The 16,395-nt window shown below is 74.8% G+C and carries 18 protein-coding genes; 6 read left to right on the plus strand and 12 right to left on the minus strand.

The genetic code is table 11. The features are described 5' to 3' along the window. Window positions 1-67: 67 nt before the first annotated feature. The gene (locus F1C76_00315; GenBank protein QNG38892.1) at window positions 68-607 is read right to left on the minus strand and encodes an Lrp/AsnC family transcriptional regulator; all 540 of its coding nucleotides are present in this window, start codon (window positions 605-607) and stop codon (window positions 68-70) included. Window positions 608-715: 108 nt separating this feature from the next. Here F1C76_00315 and F1C76_00320 point away from each other — a divergent pair, with 108 nt between their 5' ends. Together F1C76_00320 and F1C76_00325 are read left to right on the plus strand one after the other, a co-directional pair. Continuing rightward, a complete protein-coding gene (locus tag F1C76_00320; protein ID QNG38893.1) occupies window positions 716-1,513 on the plus strand; it encodes an amidinotransferase in 798 nt (265 codons plus the stop codon). 13 nt (window positions 1,514-1,526) lie between these two features. Further along, the gene (locus F1C76_00325) at window positions 1,527-1,877 is read left to right on the plus strand and encodes a UBP-type zinc finger domain-containing protein (GenBank protein ID QNG35263.1); all 351 of its coding nucleotides are present in this window, start codon (window positions 1,527-1,529) and stop codon (window positions 1,875-1,877) included. A 2-nt stretch (window positions 1,878-1,879) separates the two neighbouring features. On the opposite strand, the gene F1C76_00330 is transcribed toward F1C76_00325, so the two are convergent. The 4 genes from F1C76_00330 to F1C76_00345 are packed head-to-tail and all read right to left on the minus strand — an operon-like array spanning window position 1,880 to window position 6,287. Next, entirely contained in the window at window positions 1,880-2,302 is a 423-nt protein-coding gene (locus F1C76_00330; GenBank protein QNG35264.1) for a hypothetical protein, read from the minus strand. 42 nt (window positions 2,303-2,344) lie between these two features. Next, complete coding sequence (locus tag F1C76_00335; protein QNG35265.1) at window positions 2,345-3,175, minus strand: hypothetical protein; 831 nt, start codon at window positions 3,173-3,175, stop codon at window positions 2,345-2,347. 32 nt (window positions 3,176-3,207) lie between these two features. Continuing rightward, window positions 3,208-4,062: an HDOD domain-containing protein gene (locus tag F1C76_00340; protein QNG38894.1), complete on the minus strand. Its 855-nt coding sequence runs from the start codon at window positions 4,060-4,062 to the stop codon at window positions 3,208-3,210. Window positions 4,063-4,088: 26 nt separating this feature from the next. Further along, entirely contained in the window at window positions 4,089-6,287 is a 2,199-nt protein-coding gene (locus F1C76_00345; protein QNG35266.1) for an EAL domain-containing protein, read from the minus strand. A gap of 14 nt (window positions 6,288-6,301) precedes the next feature. Here F1C76_00345 and F1C76_00350 point away from each other — a divergent pair, with 14 nt between their 5' ends. The 4 genes from F1C76_00350 (at window position 6,302) to F1C76_00365 (ending at window position 11,189) form a co-directional block, all read left to right on the plus strand. After that, on the plus strand, window positions 6,302-7,936 hold the full coding sequence (locus F1C76_00350; GenBank protein ID QNG35267.1) for an amidase: 1,635 nt from the start codon (window positions 6,302-6,304) through the stop codon (window positions 7,934-7,936). Beyond that, window positions 7,936-8,724 carry an SDR family oxidoreductase gene (locus F1C76_00355; GenBank protein ID QNG35268.1) on the plus strand — a complete coding sequence of 263 codons (789 nt, stop codon included), beginning with the start codon at window positions 7,936-7,938 and terminating at the stop codon, window positions 8,722-8,724. The genes F1C76_00350 and F1C76_00355 overlap by 1 nt, the downstream gene beginning before the upstream one ends. Window positions 8,725-8,858: 134 nt before the next feature. After that, window positions 8,859-10,037, plus strand: a complete 1,179-nt coding sequence (locus tag F1C76_00360; GenBank protein ID QNG35269.1) for an acyl-CoA dehydrogenase — start codon at window positions 8,859-8,861, stop codon at window positions 10,035-10,037. Window positions 10,038-10,043: 6 nt separating this feature from the next. Continuing rightward, window positions 10,044-11,189 (plus strand): acyl-CoA dehydrogenase, encoded by a 1,146-nt coding sequence (locus tag F1C76_00365; GenBank protein QNG35270.1) that lies wholly within the window; start codon window positions 10,044-10,046, stop codon window positions 11,187-11,189. Window positions 11,190-11,247: 58 nt separating this feature from the next. On the opposite strand, the gene F1C76_00370 is transcribed toward F1C76_00365, so the two are convergent. From F1C76_00370 to F1C76_00400, 7 genes are all read right to left on the minus strand, one after another. Further along, entirely contained in the window at window positions 11,248-11,553 is a 306-nt protein-coding gene (locus tag F1C76_00370) for a hypothetical protein (GenBank protein QNG35271.1), read from the minus strand. 95 nt (window positions 11,554-11,648) lie between these two features. Beyond that, a complete protein-coding gene (locus F1C76_00375; protein QNG35272.1) occupies window positions 11,649-12,248 on the minus strand; it encodes a YceI family protein in 600 nt (199 codons plus the stop codon). A 134-nt stretch (window positions 12,249-12,382) separates the two neighbouring features. Next, window positions 12,383-12,937 carry a type 1 glutamine amidotransferase gene (locus F1C76_00380; protein ID QNG35273.1) on the minus strand — a complete coding sequence of 185 codons (555 nt, stop codon included), beginning with the start codon at window positions 12,935-12,937 and terminating at the stop codon, window positions 12,383-12,385. Between the two features lie 45 nt (window positions 12,938-12,982). Beyond that, window positions 12,983-13,606 carry a lytic transglycosylase domain-containing protein gene (locus F1C76_00385; protein ID QNG38895.1) on the minus strand — a complete coding sequence of 208 codons (624 nt, stop codon included), beginning with the start codon at window positions 13,604-13,606 and terminating at the stop codon, window positions 12,983-12,985. Window positions 13,607-14,099: 493 nt separating this feature from the next. Continuing rightward, window positions 14,100-14,633 carry a methyltransferase gene (locus tag F1C76_00390; protein ID QNG38896.1) on the minus strand — a complete coding sequence of 178 codons (534 nt, stop codon included), beginning with the start codon at window positions 14,631-14,633 and terminating at the stop codon, window positions 14,100-14,102. Window positions 14,634-14,740: 107 nt separating this feature from the next. After that, window positions 14,741-16,042, minus strand: coding sequence for an MFS transporter (locus F1C76_00395; protein QNG35274.1), 1,302 nt, complete (start codon window positions 16,040-16,042; stop codon window positions 14,741-14,743). Window positions 16,043-16,101: 59 nt separating this feature from the next. Next, entirely contained in the window at window positions 16,102-16,335 is a 234-nt protein-coding gene (locus F1C76_00400; protein QNG35275.1) for a hypothetical protein, read from the minus strand. Window positions 16,336-16,395 lie beyond the last annotated feature (60 nt).

The raw sequence follows: 16,395 nt of genomic DNA on the forward strand, positions 1-16,395 counted from the left end.
CCACGGCGGGCGTCCTGACGGGTCCCTGACGGTGCTGCCGGCCGTCCTGACGGTGCCCTGACGGCCGTCAGTCCGGACTGCGCTGGAAGAGCCGGGACAGCACGATCTCGGTCTGCGTGCCGGTGACGTCGGGCAGCACCCGGATCCGCTGGATGACCTCCTCCAGGTGTCGGACGTCGCGGGCCTGCACGTGCACCACCGCGTCGGCGACGCCGGAGACGGTCCAGGCGCTGACCACCTCGGTGATCGCGGTGTAGTCCGCGGTCAGCCGGTCCGGGGACACCACCCCGGAGTAGGACACCTCCACGTAGGCCTCGGTCGACCAGCCCAGCGCGGCCGGGTCGACGATCGCGGCGAACCCGGAGATCGCCCCCGAGGCGACGAGCCGGTCCACGCGGCGCTTGGTGGCCGGGGCGCTCAACCCGACCTCGGCGCCGATCTCGGCGAAGGTCGCCCGGCCGTCCCGGCGGAGGAAGGCCACGATGCCGCGGTCGATGTCGTCGACGTCCACCGGCAGACCGTTGCACAGAAGGGCCCGCACACGCAACGGATCGCCACCAGGACGCAGGTGTCGCACATCGACTGCGCGAGGCGCAGCCGGGAGCATGGACGTCACCACCCGCACCACCCCAGGAGCCACCCGATGTCCGCACCCACGCTGCAGACCGCCCCCACAGCGACCACGCTGCGCACCGCGCGCACCCGGCACTACGCGATGTGCCCGCCCACCCACTTCGACGTCGTCTACGCGATCAACCCGTGGATGCACCCGGGCACCCCGGTGGACGTGGACCGGGCACTGTCCCAGTGGGCCGGACTGGTCGCGGTGTTCGAGTCCCTGGGGCACCGGGTCGACGTGCTCCCGCCGGCCCCGGGCCTGCCGGACATGGTGTTCGCGGCCAACGGGGCCACCGTGGTCGACGGCCGGGCGCTGGGTGCCTCGTTCGCGCACGCCGAGCGGCGGGCCGAGGCCGACCTGCACGCCGGGTTCCTGACCGGCCTGGGCATCGAGGTGCACCGCCCGCAGCACGTCAACGAGGGCGAGGGCGACTTCGCGGTCGCCGGGGACTGGCTGCTCGCCGGCACCGGCTTCCGCACCTCGACCGCCGCGCACGCCGAGGCCCAGGAGCTCTTCGGCCGGCCGGTGGTCACCCTGCACCTGGTCGACCCGCGCTTCTACCACCTGGACACCTGCCTGACCGTGCTCGACGACCTGCACGGCCAGGCCACGGTCGCCTGGTACCCGCCGGCGTTCTCCGCGGGCAGCCAGGCCGTCGTCCGCACGCTGTTCCCCGACGCGGTCGAGGCCACCGAGGCCGACGCGCTGGCCTTCGGGCTCAACGCGGTCTCCGACGGGCGCCACGTCGTGCTGCCCCAGCAGGCCCGCCAGCTCGCTGCCGACCTGGCCGCCCGCGGCTTCGAGCCGATCGGGGTGGACCTGTCCGAGCTGCTGGCCGCCGGGGGCAGCGTCAAGTGCTGCACCCAGGAGCTGCGGGCCCGCCGGTCGGGCTGAGACGCTGGGCTGCATGAGCGCACCGAGTGGCATCGACCCGACCGTCCCGCCGAGCGGCCCGGGCTGCGTGGAGTGCGAGGCCAGCGGCTCCTGGTGGTTCCACCTGCGCCGCTGCGCGCAGTGCGGGCACGTCGGCTGCTGCGACAGCTCGCTGGGCAAGCACACCACCGCGCACGCCGAGGAGACCGGGCACCCGGTCATGCAGAGCTACGAGCCCGGTGAGGACTGGTTCTTCGACTACCGCACCCAGGACTCCGTCGCCGGGCCCGAGCTCGCCGCACCGACCAGCCACCCCGCCGACCAGCCCACCCCCGGACCGGCCGGCCGGGTGCCCGCGGACTGGGTCCAGCAGCTCGGCGGCTGAGCTCAGTCGGGGACGACGTGCACCGCGGCCTCCTCCGCCGAGGCCCCGGCGCCGTCGATCCCCCCGTCCTGCGCGCTGCCGTCCTCCCCGGCCAGCAGGCGCCCGGCCCGCCGGTCGCCGACCTGGTCGTCGCGCAGCTCGCCGTCGGTGTCGGTGGAGTCGCCCAGCCCGTCGTCCCCGTCGTCCCCCGGGCCGTCGGGCAGCTCGCGGGCCAGGCGTCCGGCCAGCGGTTCCCCGGCCGACTCCTCCTCCCCCGTGGTGCCCCAGTCGGTGCTGGCCCAGGGCCGCTCCGCCGGGGACCAGCCCTCGTCGAGGACGTCGTCCACCCCGCCGTCCGGACCCGTCTCGTACAGGCTGTCGCCGGGTTCCAGGACCCCGGAGTCGTCGGCGGAGTCGGGACTGTCGGGTGAGTCGATGCGGTCCACCCCCCGATCCTGGACGGCGACCTCCCGGCCTGACCAGGGTCCTCAGTCGGGCAGTCGCTCGGCCAGCCGGCGCAGGTCGGCCGCGGTGGCGGGCTCCAGCGGCAGCTGGTCCAGCACGGCGAGCAGCTCCTCGCGCTCGAGCCCCTCGGCCAGCAGCGCGTCCAGCACCCGGATGGTGTCCGCCGGTGGCACCGGCGTGGGCAGCCCGGCGGCATCGAGGGCGGCGTCGGCCAGGAACAGCACCCCGGCCAGCGCGTCCGGAGCAGGAGCGGCCGGCGGCGGGACGGGCGCTGCCGCCCGGGTCAGCTGCTCGGCGGCGCGCACCAGCGACAGCGGCAGCCCCTCGGCCTCCACCAGCGCCAGCGACGTGCCGCCGATCGCGGCCAGCACCAGCAGCTCGGCCTCGGTGCGCAGCGGCGCCTCCCACTCCCCCGCCCGGACGACGGCCGGCACGTCGTCGGCGTCCTCCCCGACCTCGTCGGCCAGCTCGGCCCAGGCGGCGGGACGGGCCCGGCGCAGCCGCTCCCCGGCGCGCACGCAGGTGTCCAGCGCGAAGGGCTCCAGCACCTCGGCGTCGAAGCGGTCGGCGTAGAGCACGCCGTCCCCGTCGGTCATGTTCAGCGCGTCGGCGAAGCTGCCCGGCCGGGCGTCGCCCAGGTCGAGCCGACCGCCCTCCTCGTCGGCCAGCGGCTGGCCGTTCTCGGCGCGGATGCCGACCGTGGTGCCGGTGGCGACCAACCGGCCGCGGCGGCGCAGGTGGTGCGGGCGGTCGCTGGTGCCGACGGCCCAGGCGCAGGCCTCGGCGACCAGGTCCGCGGTCCGTTCGCGGAGCACCTCGCGGGTCAGCAGGGCCATCTCGTGGATCTCGAACACGGGGTCCACTGTCCCCGGCGAGCCCCCGCCTGTCAGCCGACGAGTGCCCGCCGGAGCTCGGCGGCGCCGGTCCGCACCTCCGCCAGCAGCGGCGGCAGGTCGGTCTCGGTCACCCGCCGGCAGGTCAGCCCCTCGATCCGTTCCCGGGAGTGCCCGGGCACGGTCAGCCGGGAGGTGAGCTCCAACGCACCACGGAGCAGTCCGCCGGCCGCCGAGGTGGGGTCGTCGAGCTCGAGCAGCGGGTCGGCCAGGGCGTCGGGGAACCCCCAGCGGTGCATGGCGACCGCGGTCAGCTCCAGGGTGTCCACGCCGTAGCGGGCCACCTCGGCGGGACGGCGGGCCGCCGGGGTCGTGCCACTGGCCCGCACCTCGGCGTACCCGACCGGGTCGTGGTGGCTCAGCAGTGCCACGCCCAGCTGGGCCAGCAGCCCGACGCACAGCGCGTCGGCCGGTCGTCGTCCCATCCGGGGCGCCAGCGCCGAGGCGGCCAGCGCCAGGTGGGTGCTGACGGTCCAGAAGTCCTCCGGCAGCTCGGCGGACTCCTCGGTGCCGGTGAGCGCGACGGTGGCCATCGACCGGACGACGGCGAAGCCCACGACGGTGATCCCGAACTGCAGCGAGGACACCCGCCCGCGCATCCCGTAGTAGGCGGAGTTGGCCAGCTTCAGCACCCGCCCGCTCAGCGCCGGGTCCGCCGACAGCAGCCGGGCCACCTCCTTGGCCCCGGTGTGGTCGGAGTCGGTGAGCGCGACGATCTGGGCTGCGATCGGCCGTTGCGCGGCCATCGTCTCGATGCTGGCCAGCACGTCGTCCACCGAGTGGCTCCCCACCGAGGTCAGCGGGGCCGGGCCCTCCTCCTCGTCGGTGGGCACCTCGTCGGTGACCATCTCGTCGGTGAGCACCTCCTCGCCGCTCACCGGGCACGCTCGGCGAACCAGGCGGTGGTGCTGTCGCCGTCCATGGGCCGGGCGATGCCGTAGCCCTGCAGGTGGGTGGCGCCCAGCTCGGTGAGCATGCGGGCCTGCTCCTCGGTCTCCACGCCCTCGGCGACGGAGTCCAGCCCGAGGCCGGCGGCCAGGGCGACGACGGCCCGGGTGATCTCGGGATGCCCCGCGGACAGCTCGGCGACGAAGGACCGGTCGATCTTCAGGCAGTCCACCGGCAGCTGGCGCAGGTGGCCCAGCGAGGAGTAGCCGGTGCCGAAGTCGTCGACGGCGATGGCCACGCCCAGCGCCCGCAGGTCGGCGAGCACGGAGGCCGCCCGCTCGGGGTGCCGCATCAGCGCGGACTCGGTGAGCTCGATGCAGATCCGCTCCGCCCCGACCTCGTGCCGGGCCAGGGTGGCGGCCACCAGCGGGGGCAGGTGCTCGTCGAGCTGGAGCGCCGAGACGTTGACGTGCACGTAGCGGGGCGCGGCGAGGCCAAGGGCGTCGTCCCACGCCGCAGTCTGCCGGCAGGCCTCGTCGAGGACCAGCAGGCCCAGGGCGTCGACCAGCCCGCTCTCCTCGGCAAGCGGCACGAACACCGCCGGGCCGATCGGGCCCCGGGTGGGGTGGTCCCAGCGCGCGAGGGCCTCCACGCCCACCGGGCGCAGCGACGCGGTCTGCACCACCGGCTGGTAGGCCAGCGTGATCGCCCGGGTGTCGACGGCGGTGCGCAGGTCGGCGACGAGCTGCAGCTTCTCCCGCGCCGCGGCCCGGGAGGCGTGGTCGAGCACCGACACCCGGCCCTTGCCCTCGGCCTTGGCCTGGTACATCGCGATGTCGCAGTCCCGGACCAGCTCGTCGGGCGTCAGGTGCGCCGGGGTCTGCACGGTCACGCCCACGCTGACCCGCACGCCGACGCTCACCCCGCCCAGCTGCACCGGGGCGGCCAGCGCCGTGGAGATGCGGCGGCCCAGGGACACCGCGTCGGCCTCCCCGACGTCCTCGCAGACCACCACGAACTCGTCGCCGCCGAAGCGCACCACCAGGTCGGTGGGCCGGACGACGGCGCGCAGCCGCCGGGCCACCTGCACCAGCAGCTGGTCCCCCGCGGGGTGGCCGAGGGAGTCGTTGACCACCTTGAAGTCGTCGACGTCGAGGAACAGGCAGGCCAGCCCGTCCCGGGTGCCGGGCACGAAGCGCTCGGCGACGTACTCGGCGAGCCGGGTGCGGTTGGGCAGTCCGGTCAGCGGGTCGTGGGTGGCCTGGTGGGCCAGCCGGGCCTCGAAGGCGAGCCGGTCGGTGACGTCCTCGATGGTGGCCACGAAACCGCTGCCCACGCCGGGGGTCTCCAGGTGGGAGAAGCGCAGCAGGCAGGACCGTTCCTCACCGGGGGTGCGGAGCAGCCGCGCCCGGACGTCGCCCGAGCCCCCGTCCAGCACCGCGGCCGCGGTGTCGACCAGGGCCTCGACGTCCTCGGGGTGCACGCTGGCCAGCCAGCCGGTGCCCAGCAGCTCCTCGGCCTGCCGGCCGGTGAGCCGGCAGAAGGCGTCGTTGACGTGCGCGAGCCGCATGCCGTGCTCGGAGAGCAGGGTGGGCACCGGCGACCGTTCGGTGAGGGTGGTGAAGCGCCGCTCGTGGGCGGCGGCGGAGTCGGCGAGGGCACGCTCGGCGTCGCTGCGGGCCGGCCAGGCGCTCAGCGTCCACACCCCGGCGTCCGAGGACGGCGTGCACAGCACGGTGACGTCGACCAGCTCGCCGGTGCGGGTGCGGGCCCGCAGGTCGGTGGTGACCGAGCGCTCCCGGCGGAACAGCGTGGCCAGACCACCGGGCGGGGGCTCGGGCAGCAGCCGGTCGACCGGCGTGCCGAGCAGGTCGCCGGTGGCGTGCCCGAGCAGCCGTTCCACCCCGGCGTTGCCCCAGCGGATCCGGGTGCCGGCGTCGTCCACCGTCACGACGAGCACGGCGACGTCGACCCGCACGGTGGCCGCGTGCACCACGGCGCGGCTGACCCGGGCGGTGTCCAGGGCGACCGCTGTCGGGACGTCCCGCCGGGACACGGGTGCCCCCGGGGCGGGGACGACGACGGACCGGGGCACGGTGACGGTCTCGACCGGGCGTGGCGGAGCTGGAGCCGGGAGGACGCCGACCTCCCCCGTCCGGGTGGGGTGGCCCCCGCACCGGTGCACTCCTAGCGTGGGGCATGCGCTCCTCGCCGAACCGTGTCCTGCTCGCCGGTGTGGCCGCCGGCGCGCTGTTGCTCACCGGCTGCACGTCGGGAGGGGGTGGGGGCACCGAACCCGCTGCGGCCGGCCGGGAGGCCGGCTCCCCGCTGGACTCCCTGGACCTGGACGCGCTCACCATCCCCGACCTGCAGGCGATGATGGACGACGGCGAGCTCACCGCCGTCCAGCTCACCCAGGCGTACCTGGACCGGATCGCCGAGCACGACGACGAGGTCGGGGCCGTGCTCACCCTGAACACGCAGGCGCTGGCCGACGCGCAGGCCAGCGACGACGCCCGGGCCGACGGCGGGGCGCGCAGCGAGCTCGAGGGCATCCCGGTGCTGCTCAAGGACAACGTGGACACCGCCGACCTGCCGACCACCGCGGGCTCGCGGCTGCTGGTGGACAGCGAGCCCGACGACGCCACCGTCACCACCCGGCTGCTGGAGGCCGGGGCGATCGTGATCGGCAAGGCCAACCTGTCCGAGTGGGCCAACTTCCGCGGCGACGGCAGCACCAGTGGCTGGTCCGGGGTGGGCGGACAGACCGCGAACCCGTACGTCCTCGACCGCAACCCGTGCGGCTCGTCCTCCGGCTCCGGCGCCGGGGTCGCCGCCTCGTTCGCCCAGGTGGCGATCGGCACCGAGACCGACGGCTCCATCGTCTGCCCGGCCGGGGCCAACGGCGTCGTGGGGCTCAAGCCGACGCTGGGCCAGGTCAGCCGCACCGGCATCGTGCCGATCAGCGCCGAGCAGGACACCGCCGGGCCGATGGCCCGGCACACCGTGGACGCCGCGATCCTGCTGTCGGTGGTCGCCGGCGCGGACGACGAGGACGCCGCCACCGGGCTCGCCCCCGACGACGTGGACACCGCGTTCACCGACCTGGACCTCGACGCGCTGCAGGGCGCCCGGATCGGGGTGTGGTCCCCGGCCGCGGACTCCGGCGTGGACGCCGCGACCCTGCAGGTGCTCACCGACACCGTGGCCACCCTGGAGGCCGCCGGCGCCACCACGGTGCCCGTCGAGCTGCCCTACACCGAGGAGTTCGGCGCGGGTGAGACCCCGGCGCTGCTGGCCGAGTTCGACCGCGACCTCACCGCCTACCTCGAGGCCACCGACGGCGACGTCCCCGACGACCTGGCCGGCCTGGTCGCGGAGAACGCCGACGACCCGGTGGAGCTGGCCTACTTCGGCCAGGAGCTCCTCGTCGAGGCGATCGACGCCCCGGACGCGACCGCCACCCGGGAGACCATCCGCGACCTCGCGCAGCGGTCGATCGACGAGACGCTCGCCCAGGGCGCTGGCGCCGAGGACGACCTGACCGCGGTCGTCGCGCTGACCAACACCCCGGCCTGGCTCACCCGCTACCTGTCCGTCGACGGCGTCGCCGACGACTTCCTCTACAGCTCCTCGGGCCCGGCCGCGGTGGCCGGCTACCCGTCGGTGTCCGTGCCCGCCGGGTTCGCCGGTCCGCAGGGCGCCCTCCCGGTCGGGGTCAGCTTCACCGGCACCGGCTGGGCCGACGCCGACCTGCTCGACGTCGCCGCCGACTTCGAGGACGCCGCCCAGGCCCGCCGGGCCCCGGGCTTCCTGCCGACGGTGGGTGCCTGATGGACCTGCAGCTGACCGGGAAGCGGGCGCTGGTCACCGGCGCCGGCCGGGGCATCGGCCGGGCGGTCGCGCTGCGGCTGGTCGAGGAGGGCGCGCAGGTCGCCCTGCTGGCCCGGGACCGCGCGGCGCTGGAGGCGGTCGCCGCCGAGATCGGTCCGGGCGCACTCGTCGTCCCGGCCGACACCACCGACGACGCCGCCGTGCGGGCCGCGGTGGACACGGTGGTGGGTGCCTGGAGCGGGGTGGACGTGCTGGTCAACGCCGCCGCCCGGCCGGCCAGCTCCGGGCCCACCCCGTCGCTGGCCGACCTCACCGACGACGCGCTGCGGGTGGAGGTGGAGACCAAGGTGCTGGGCTACCTGCGCTGCGCCCGTGCCGTCGCCCCGCACATGACCGCGCAGGGCTGGGGCCGGATCGTCAACGTGAGCGGGCTCAACGCCCGGCGCACCGGGTCGCTGGTGGGCACCGTGCGCAACGTGGCGGTGGCCGCGATGACCGCGAACCTGGCCGAGGAGCTGGGCCGGTCGGGGGTCAACGTCACGGTGGTGCACCCCGGGACGACGGTCACCGAACGCACCGCGGGCGTGGCGCAGGCCCGCGCCGAGGCCGACGGCACCACCGTCGAGCAGGCGCTCACCGCGATGGCCGCCGACACCCGGATCGGCCGGCTGGTCACCGCCGAGGAGGTCGCCGACGTCGTCGCCTTCCTCTGCTCCCCCCGCAGTGTCGCCGTCACCGGCGACGCGATCGCCGTCGGCGGCGGCGCCCGCGGCGTCGTCCACTACTGACGAGGAGCGCCTTTCTCGTCGGAGTGCGGACTCACCGGTCCACCGGGGTTACTGGCCAGTAGCAACATGTGGGATCGTCGGTCCCGACGCAACCGGCGGCACGGTCGCCGCCGGGGAAGAGAAGAGGGTCGTCCATGCAGTTGCACCTGTCGCCCGAGGACCAGGCGTTCCGGGACGAGATGCGCACGTTCTTCACCACCCAGTTCCCGAAGTCCATCCGGGACGACGTCGCCGCCCACCGCGACGTGTCCAAGGAGCAGTACGTCGAGGCCCAGCGCGTGCTCAACGCCGCCGGTCTCGCCGTCCCGCACTGGCCCGTCGAGTGGGGCGGCCGGGACTGGACCCCGCTGCAGCGCCACATCTGGCGCGAGGAGATGCAGCTGGCCGCCGTCCCCGAGCCGCTGGCGTTCAACGCCTCGATGATCGGCCCGGTCATCGCGGCGTTCGGCAACCAGGAGCAGAAGGAGCGCTTCCTGCCCAAGACCGCCAACCTCGACATCTGGTGGTGCCAGGGCTTCTCCGAGCCCGACGCCGGCTCCGACCTGGCCAGCCTGCGCACCACCGCCGTCCGCGACGGCGAGGACTGGGTGGTCAACGGCCAGAAGACCTGGACGACGCTGGGCCAGTACGCCGACTGGATCTTCTGCCTGTGCCGCACCGACCCGGGTGCGGAGAAGAAGCAGCGCGGCATCTCGCTGCTGGTCTTCCCGATGGACACCCCCGGGGTCACGCTGCGCCCGATCGAGCTGCTCGACGGCGGCTTCGAGGTCAACGAGGTCTTCTTCGAAGACGTCCGGGTGCCTGCGGAGAACCTGATCGGCGAGGAGAACCGCGGCTGGGACTACGCCAAGTTCCTGCTGGGCAACGAGCGCGTGGGCATCGCCCGGGTCGGGGCCACCAAGCGGATGATCGTCGACGCCAAGGCGCACGCCCGCTCGATCACCGTCAACGGCCGGCCGCTGCTGGAGGAGCCGACCATGGCCGCCCGCATCGCCGAGCTGGAGAACGACCTGCTCGCCCTGGAGCTCACCGCGCTGCGCGTGGTGGCCAACTCCACCGACGGCAAGCCGCACCCGGCGTCCTCGGTGCTCAAGCTGCGCGGCTCGGAGCTGCAGCAGGCGGCCACCGAGCTGGTGGTCGACATCGCCGGCCCGCTGTCGCTGGCGTCCTTCGCCGACGACGCGGACACCGACGTCCCCGAGTGGGCCCGGGTGGCCACCCCGGAGTACCTGAACTACCGGAAGGTCTCCATCTACGGGGGCAGCAACGAAGTGCAGCGCACCATCATCGCCGGCTCGATCCTGGGGTTGTGACCTGACGTGGACTTCACCTTCGACAACGAACAGAACGCCCTGCGCGAGGCCGTCGCCGGCCTGCTGATGCGGGCCTACGGCGGGGACCAGCGCCGCTCGGTCACCCGCGAGGAGCCCGGCTTCGACGAGAAGACCTGGGCCCAGCTCGCCGAGATGGGCGTGCTCGGCCTGCCCTTCGCCGAGGAGGACGGCGGCATGGGCGCCGGTCAGGCCGAGGTGGCGATCGTGGCCACCGAGATCGGCCGAGTGCTGGCGCCGGAGCCCTTCGTCGAGTCCGTCGTCCTCGCCGGTGGCCTCGTCGCTGCCGTCGGCACCGCGGAGCAGCGCACGGCCGTGCTCGGCCCGCTGGCCGAGGGCAGCAGCGTGCTGGCCGCGGCCCTCGCCGAGCCCACCGCACGCTGGACACCCTCGGCCGCCGGGGTCACCGCGACCGCCGACGGCGGCTCCTGGACCCTCACCGGGGTCAAGGAGCCCGTGCAGCACGGCGCCCGCGCCGACGTCCTGGTCGTCTCCGCGGCCGTGGACGGCGGCACCCGGCTGTTCCTGGTGCAGGGCGACGCCACCGGGCTGACCCGCACCGGGTACCGCACCCACGACGTGGGCCGGGCCGCCCGGGTGGTCTTCGACGGCACCCCCGCCGAGCTGCTCGGCGACTCCGACGCCGACCGCACCGCCGACGTCGAGCAGGCCCTGGCCCGGGCGACCGTGGCCTACGCCCACGAGGCGGTCGGGGCGATGGACACCGCGCTGACCACCACCGCGGAGTACCTGCGCACCCGCAAGCAGTTCGGGGTCTCGCTGAACAAGTTCCAGGCCCTGACGTTCCGCGCCGCGGACATGTACGTGACCCTGGAGCTGGTCCGCAGCACCGCGCTGTGGGCGACCATGGTGCTCGACGCCGAGGGCTCCACCGCCGACGACGTGGTGGCCGCCGCCGACCGGGCCCGGCTGCAGACCAGCCGCGCCGGCCGGCACATCGGCAAGGAGGCCATCCAGCTGCACGGCGGGATCGGCGTCACCGCCGAGTACAAGGTCGGGCACTACACCTCGCGGCTGACCGCCATCGACCACCTGCTGGGTGACGGCGACTGGGCCCGCGCCCGGCTGGCCGGCCGCGTCGGTTCCTACGACACGGTCGAGGCCGTGCCGTGACGCACTGAGCCGGACCCGACGGCCCCCGACGCAGCCCGCGTCGGGGGCCGTCGGCGTCTCAGGCGCAGGGACGGACGGCGTCGCGCTGCGCCCGGCGCTCGACCACCAGGCCGCGGAGGTCCTGCCGGCGGCGCAACGCGCGGGCCCGGTCGCTGCCGGTCCGCCGCCGGGCGTGCGGGTCGGCCTCCTCCAGCAGCTGCCGGGCAGCCAGCAGGACGGCCGACGGGCGGGTGACCGCCGCCGCCGGGGTGGTGACCACCAGCCGGTCGCCGCCACCGTCGGTCAGCGGCAGGGGGACCTGCGGGACGACCGGGAGTCCGACCTCGGGATCCAGCCCCGGTGAGGGTGGTGGGGTGGGGCGCATGGTGGACCGGCCTGACCGCAGCGGTCCGGCGCGACCGGGGAGCCGACACCCGGGGAGACCGAGACGACCCGACGGTACGCCCCGGGGGCGAGCGGTCAGCCGGCCTTGATGACCGAGACGTCGAACTCGATCTGGATGCGGTCGCTGACCAGCACCCCACCGGTCTCCAGAGCCGCGTTCCACACCAGGCCCCAGTCGCTGCGCTTGACCGCCAGCGCGCCCTCGAAGCCCACCCGGACGTTGCCGAAGGGGTCCTGGGCCGAACCGGTGAGGGTGAACTCCACCGACACCTCGCGGGTGCGCCCCTTGATCGTCAGGTCCCCGGTGACCTCGTACACGTCGGCCTCGAGCTGCTCGACGGCGGTGGAGACGAACGTGACCTCGGGGAACTGCTCGACGTCGAGGAAGTCCGCCGAGCGCAGGTGCGCGTCCCGGTCGGGCTGGCCGGTGTCCAGGCTGCCGGCGTCCATCCGCAGCTCGACCCGGCTCGCCTCGGGTCGCGCGGTGTCCAGGTGCGCGGTGCCCTCGAACTCGCCGAACGTGCCGCGCACGGTGGTGACCATCGCGTGCCGGGCCCGGAAGCCGATCCGGGTGTGCGCGGCGTCGACGGTGTAGTCGCCGGTGACGTCGGTCAGGGCGGTGGTGGCGTCGTCGAAGTCGGTCGCGGCGCCTTGGCTCGCGCGGTGCTTGGCCACGGTCGACCGTCCTCCCAGGAGATGTACAACGGCAGCAGTCTGACGGGTGACTCGCCGCCGTGACCAGGCGGGTAGTCCCACACACGGCGACGGACCCCCACCTGTGGTGGTGGGGGTCCGTCGAGGGGGTGGGGTCAGCTGCCGGCGTAGAGCTCCACGATCGCGGCGTTGAACGCCGGGATGTCGTCGGGGTTGCGGCTGGTCACCAGGTTCCCGTCCCGGGAGACCTCCTCGTCGACGACGGTGGCCCCGCCGCGGCGCAGGTCGCCCCGGATGCTGGGGAACGAGGTGAGCGTGCGGCCCTCGAGCACCCCGGCCTCCAGCAGCGTCCAGGGGGCGTGGCAGATGGCGGCCACGGGCTTGCCGGCGTCGAAGAAGGCCTTCACGAAGGCGAGGGCGTCCTCGTCCTGGCGCAGGGTGTCTGGGTTGACCACGCCGCCAGGGAGCAGCAGGCCGTCGTAGTCGGCGGCGGACACGTCGGCGACCAGGTGGTCGACGGGGTGCGTGCTCGCCGGGTGGATGTCGCCGTCCATGGAGGGGATGGCGCCGTCCTCGACGCCGTCCGGCACGGAGATCAGGTGGGTGGTGGCACCCGCGGCCTGCAGGGCGGCGCGGGGCTCCTCGAGCTCGACGCGCTCGACGCCCTGGGCGGCGAGCACGGCGATGGTCTTGCCGGTCAGTTCAGCCATGCCCCGGTCGTTCCCGGGCCGACCGGGGTCGGAAACGCGGAACGCTCAGTACCAGTTGTTGGCCTGCGAGTGCGCCCACGCCGAGCACGGGGAGCCGTAGACCCGGTCGATGTAGATGAGCCCGGCGTCGATCTGCCGGAACCCGTCGGAGGTCTTGGCGATACCGGTCAGCGCCCAGGTCGAGTTGAGGAACTGGGCGATGCCGTAGGCCGTCGACGACGGGTTCTGCGCGTTCGGGTTCCAGCCCGACTCCTTGCCCCACAGGTTCTCCAGGCAGGAGAACTGCGAGGCGTCCCCGCCGAGGGCGGCGAGCGCGTAGTCGTGGAAGTTGCTGGGGGTCTGCGCTGCGGCGGCCTCGGCCGCCGCGGCGGCCTCCGCAGCAGCCTGCGCCTGCGCAGCGGCCTGCGCCTCGGCCGCGGCCTGGGCGGCGGCAGCGGCTGCCTGGGCGTCCAGCTCGGCCTGGTCGGCCGCGGCCTGCGCCTGGGCGGCGGTGGCCTCGTCGGCCTCGCGCTGCGCCCGGCTGGACTCCAGCTCGCCGAGGTGGGTGCCGAGGTCGGCCGGGGACGCGTCGGCGGCGGTCAGCCCGAGCTGGTCGGCCACGCTCACCGCCTGCGAGGCGGCCGCGGAGGGCTCGGCCTGGGCGGTGCCCGGTCCGGTGCCCAGGGCCACGTTGACCAGCACGGCGCCGACGGCGACCGCGGCCAGGTACAGCGCGGGGCGCCGGGCCGGGGGACGGCGGTGCCGACCGGACGCGACGGCGGCGACGGTGTCGGCGGCCGACTCGGGAGCCGGGGTCTCCGTGGCGGGGGCAGCGGGCAGTGCGGTGTGACGAGCGCTCATGCGGGTGGGACGTGTCCGTTCTTCCGTCTGGCCGCCTACCGGGTCAGCTGACGGGTTCGGGCGGGAAGACGCCCTACTCCCCCGGCCCGCGTGCAGCCAGGGGTGATTCACCCCAGTGGTTCGGTGGGTCCCCGGTTCGCCTGGGTGGATCTGGGTGGTGCTGGCGACTCGGCGGCGTCCGGCGGGGTCTCCCCGGCTGGGGAGCGGTCATCCGCACGGACGGCGCCACGCTAAGCGGACATGTCGACTGCTGACAAGCAGGGGCGTCCGGTTTCACACATCTGGTACCGCTGTCGCCGACGTGGGGTCGTCGGCCGGTCGCTCAGGGCAGTCGCCACACCGTCGTCCGGCGGGCGACGTCCACACCGCTGTCGACGACGTCGTACCCGGCCACCTCGACCAGCCCGCTGGGCAGCTGGCTGCGGCCGGGATCGCCGACCAGCACCGTCGCGCCCCGCACCCAGGCGGTGAACAGCCAGGGCCGCACCCGGTCGGCCATCGTCAGGTCGTAGAAGACGTCCCCGGCCAGCACCACGTCGACCTCGGGCAGGTCGGCGTCCAGCACGTCGCCCACCGGCTCGAGCACGGTCACCCCGTTGGCCGCGGCGTTGAGGTCCATCACCGCGACGGCGTACGGGTCGACGTCGCTGGCCAGCACCCGGGTGGCACCGGCCAGGGCCGCCGCGATGCCCACGAGCCCGCTGCCGGCGCCGAGGTCCAGCACGGTGCGTCCGGCCACCAGCTCCGGGTGGTCGAGCACGTGCCGGGCCAGACCCTGCCCGCCGACCCAGGCGGCGGCCCAGAACGGCGACGCCTGCCCCGGGCCCACGCCCCCGGCGGCGGCCTCGTCCTCCATCGCCTGCCAGAGCACGGCGACGTCGTCGGCCAGGTGCAGGGCGACCTCGGGCACCAGCGGCGGCCGCTCCAGGCGGGTGTGCCGGGTGAAGAAGTCCGGGGCGACGGTCACGACCGACGTCCCACCCGGCTGCGCACCGCGGTGTAGAGCGGGGTGAGCACGACGCCGTCGGAGGCCAGCCGGTCCCGCAGCCGCCGCCGGTGCCGCCACACCCCGGCCAGGCCGATCGCCCAGAACAGGTACTGGACGCCGAACGCTGCCTTGAACGCCCCCAGGTCGTAGGCGGTCGACGCGCCCGGGGTCTGGGCGTCCAGCACGGCACCGACGGCGAGCACGGTCAGCAGCGAGGCCGCGAACCCGCCGATGTTGACCACCCCGCTGGCGCTGCCGAGGCGGTGCACCGGGTTCCAGGTGCGGGCGTAGTCGAAGCCGATCATCGAGCCCGGGCCGTTGGAGGCCAGCACGACGACGAGCACCACCAGCAGCCACAGCGGGGCACGACCGGGCCACAGCAGCACCACCGTCCAGGCGGTGATCGTGGCCCCGGCGATCCCGAAGACCAGCACCGAGCGGCGCAACGGCCACCGCCCGCAGAGCTTGCCCAGCAGCGGTCCCACGCCCATCCCGACCACGACGAGCAGGGTCAGCAGCCCGGCGGCGGTGCCGGTGGACAGGCCCTGCCCCAACACCAGGAACGGGTAGCCCCACAGCAGCGCGAAGACGGTGCCGGAGAACTGGGTGACCAGGTGGGTGTAGAGCCCGATCTGCGTGCCGGACTCCTTCCAGGCGCCGGCCACGTTGGCCCGGATCTCCGACCAGCCCGCGACCGGGGCCACCGGTGTGCCGGGCGGGGAGTCCTTCAGGAAGACCACCACGAGCACGGCCATCAGCACCCCGACCGCCCCGGCGCCCAGGAACGTCGTCGTCCACGAGGTGTGGTGCAGGGCCAGCACCAGCGGGTAGGCCGCCGCGATCTGGCCGACCTGGCCGAGGATGCCGGTGAGCTGGGTGACGACCGGGACGCTGGGCCCGGAGAACCAGAGCGTGACGACCCGCAGCACGCTGATGAAGGTCATCGCGTCCCCGGCGCCGACCAGCACCCGGGCGACGACGGCGGTGGGCACGTCGGTGGCCACGGCGAGCAGCACCTGACCGGCGGCCATGGTGAGCGCGCCGGTGGCGACCAGCGCCCTCGAGCCGAAGCGGTCCAGTGCGATGCCCACCGGCACCTGCAGGCCGGCGTAGACCACGAGCTGCAGGACGAGGAAGAGGCTGACCGCCGAGGCGCCGGCGGAGAACCGCTCCTGGGCGTCGACGGCGGTGACGCCGAGGGACCCGCGGTGGAAGACGGCCACCGCGTACGCGGCCAGGCCTACGACCCAGACGGTGTACGCGCGGCGGGAGTTCACGTGCAGGGTCTACACCCGTGCACCCCCCGGCACCCCGCGCCCGGCGTGTCCCGGCCGGGTCAGGGGCAGCTGCAGCCGGGGTTGGTCTGGTGGCCGGCGGCGACCTGCTCGGCGGTCGCGGCGCAGAACCGCCGGGAGATGCGGTCGTGCTGGGCCATCGGGTGCGGGCAGACCGGGCAGACCTCCTCGACGGCTGCGTCCCCCTCGCGGGAGGTCTTGGTCGAGGGCGCGTGCTGGGCGGCCTGGACGACGGGAGCGGTCTCGTCGGTGCTCGTGGCGGTGGTCTCGGTCAACGCGGACGACCTGACTGCGCCGACGTGCGGCGCGGTGGTGAGCTCTCCCCGACCTGGGGA

The organism is Geodermatophilaceae bacterium NBWT11 (assembly GCA_014218215.1).
Lineage (GTDB): Bacteria > Actinomycetota > Actinomycetes > Mycobacteriales > Geodermatophilaceae > Klenkia.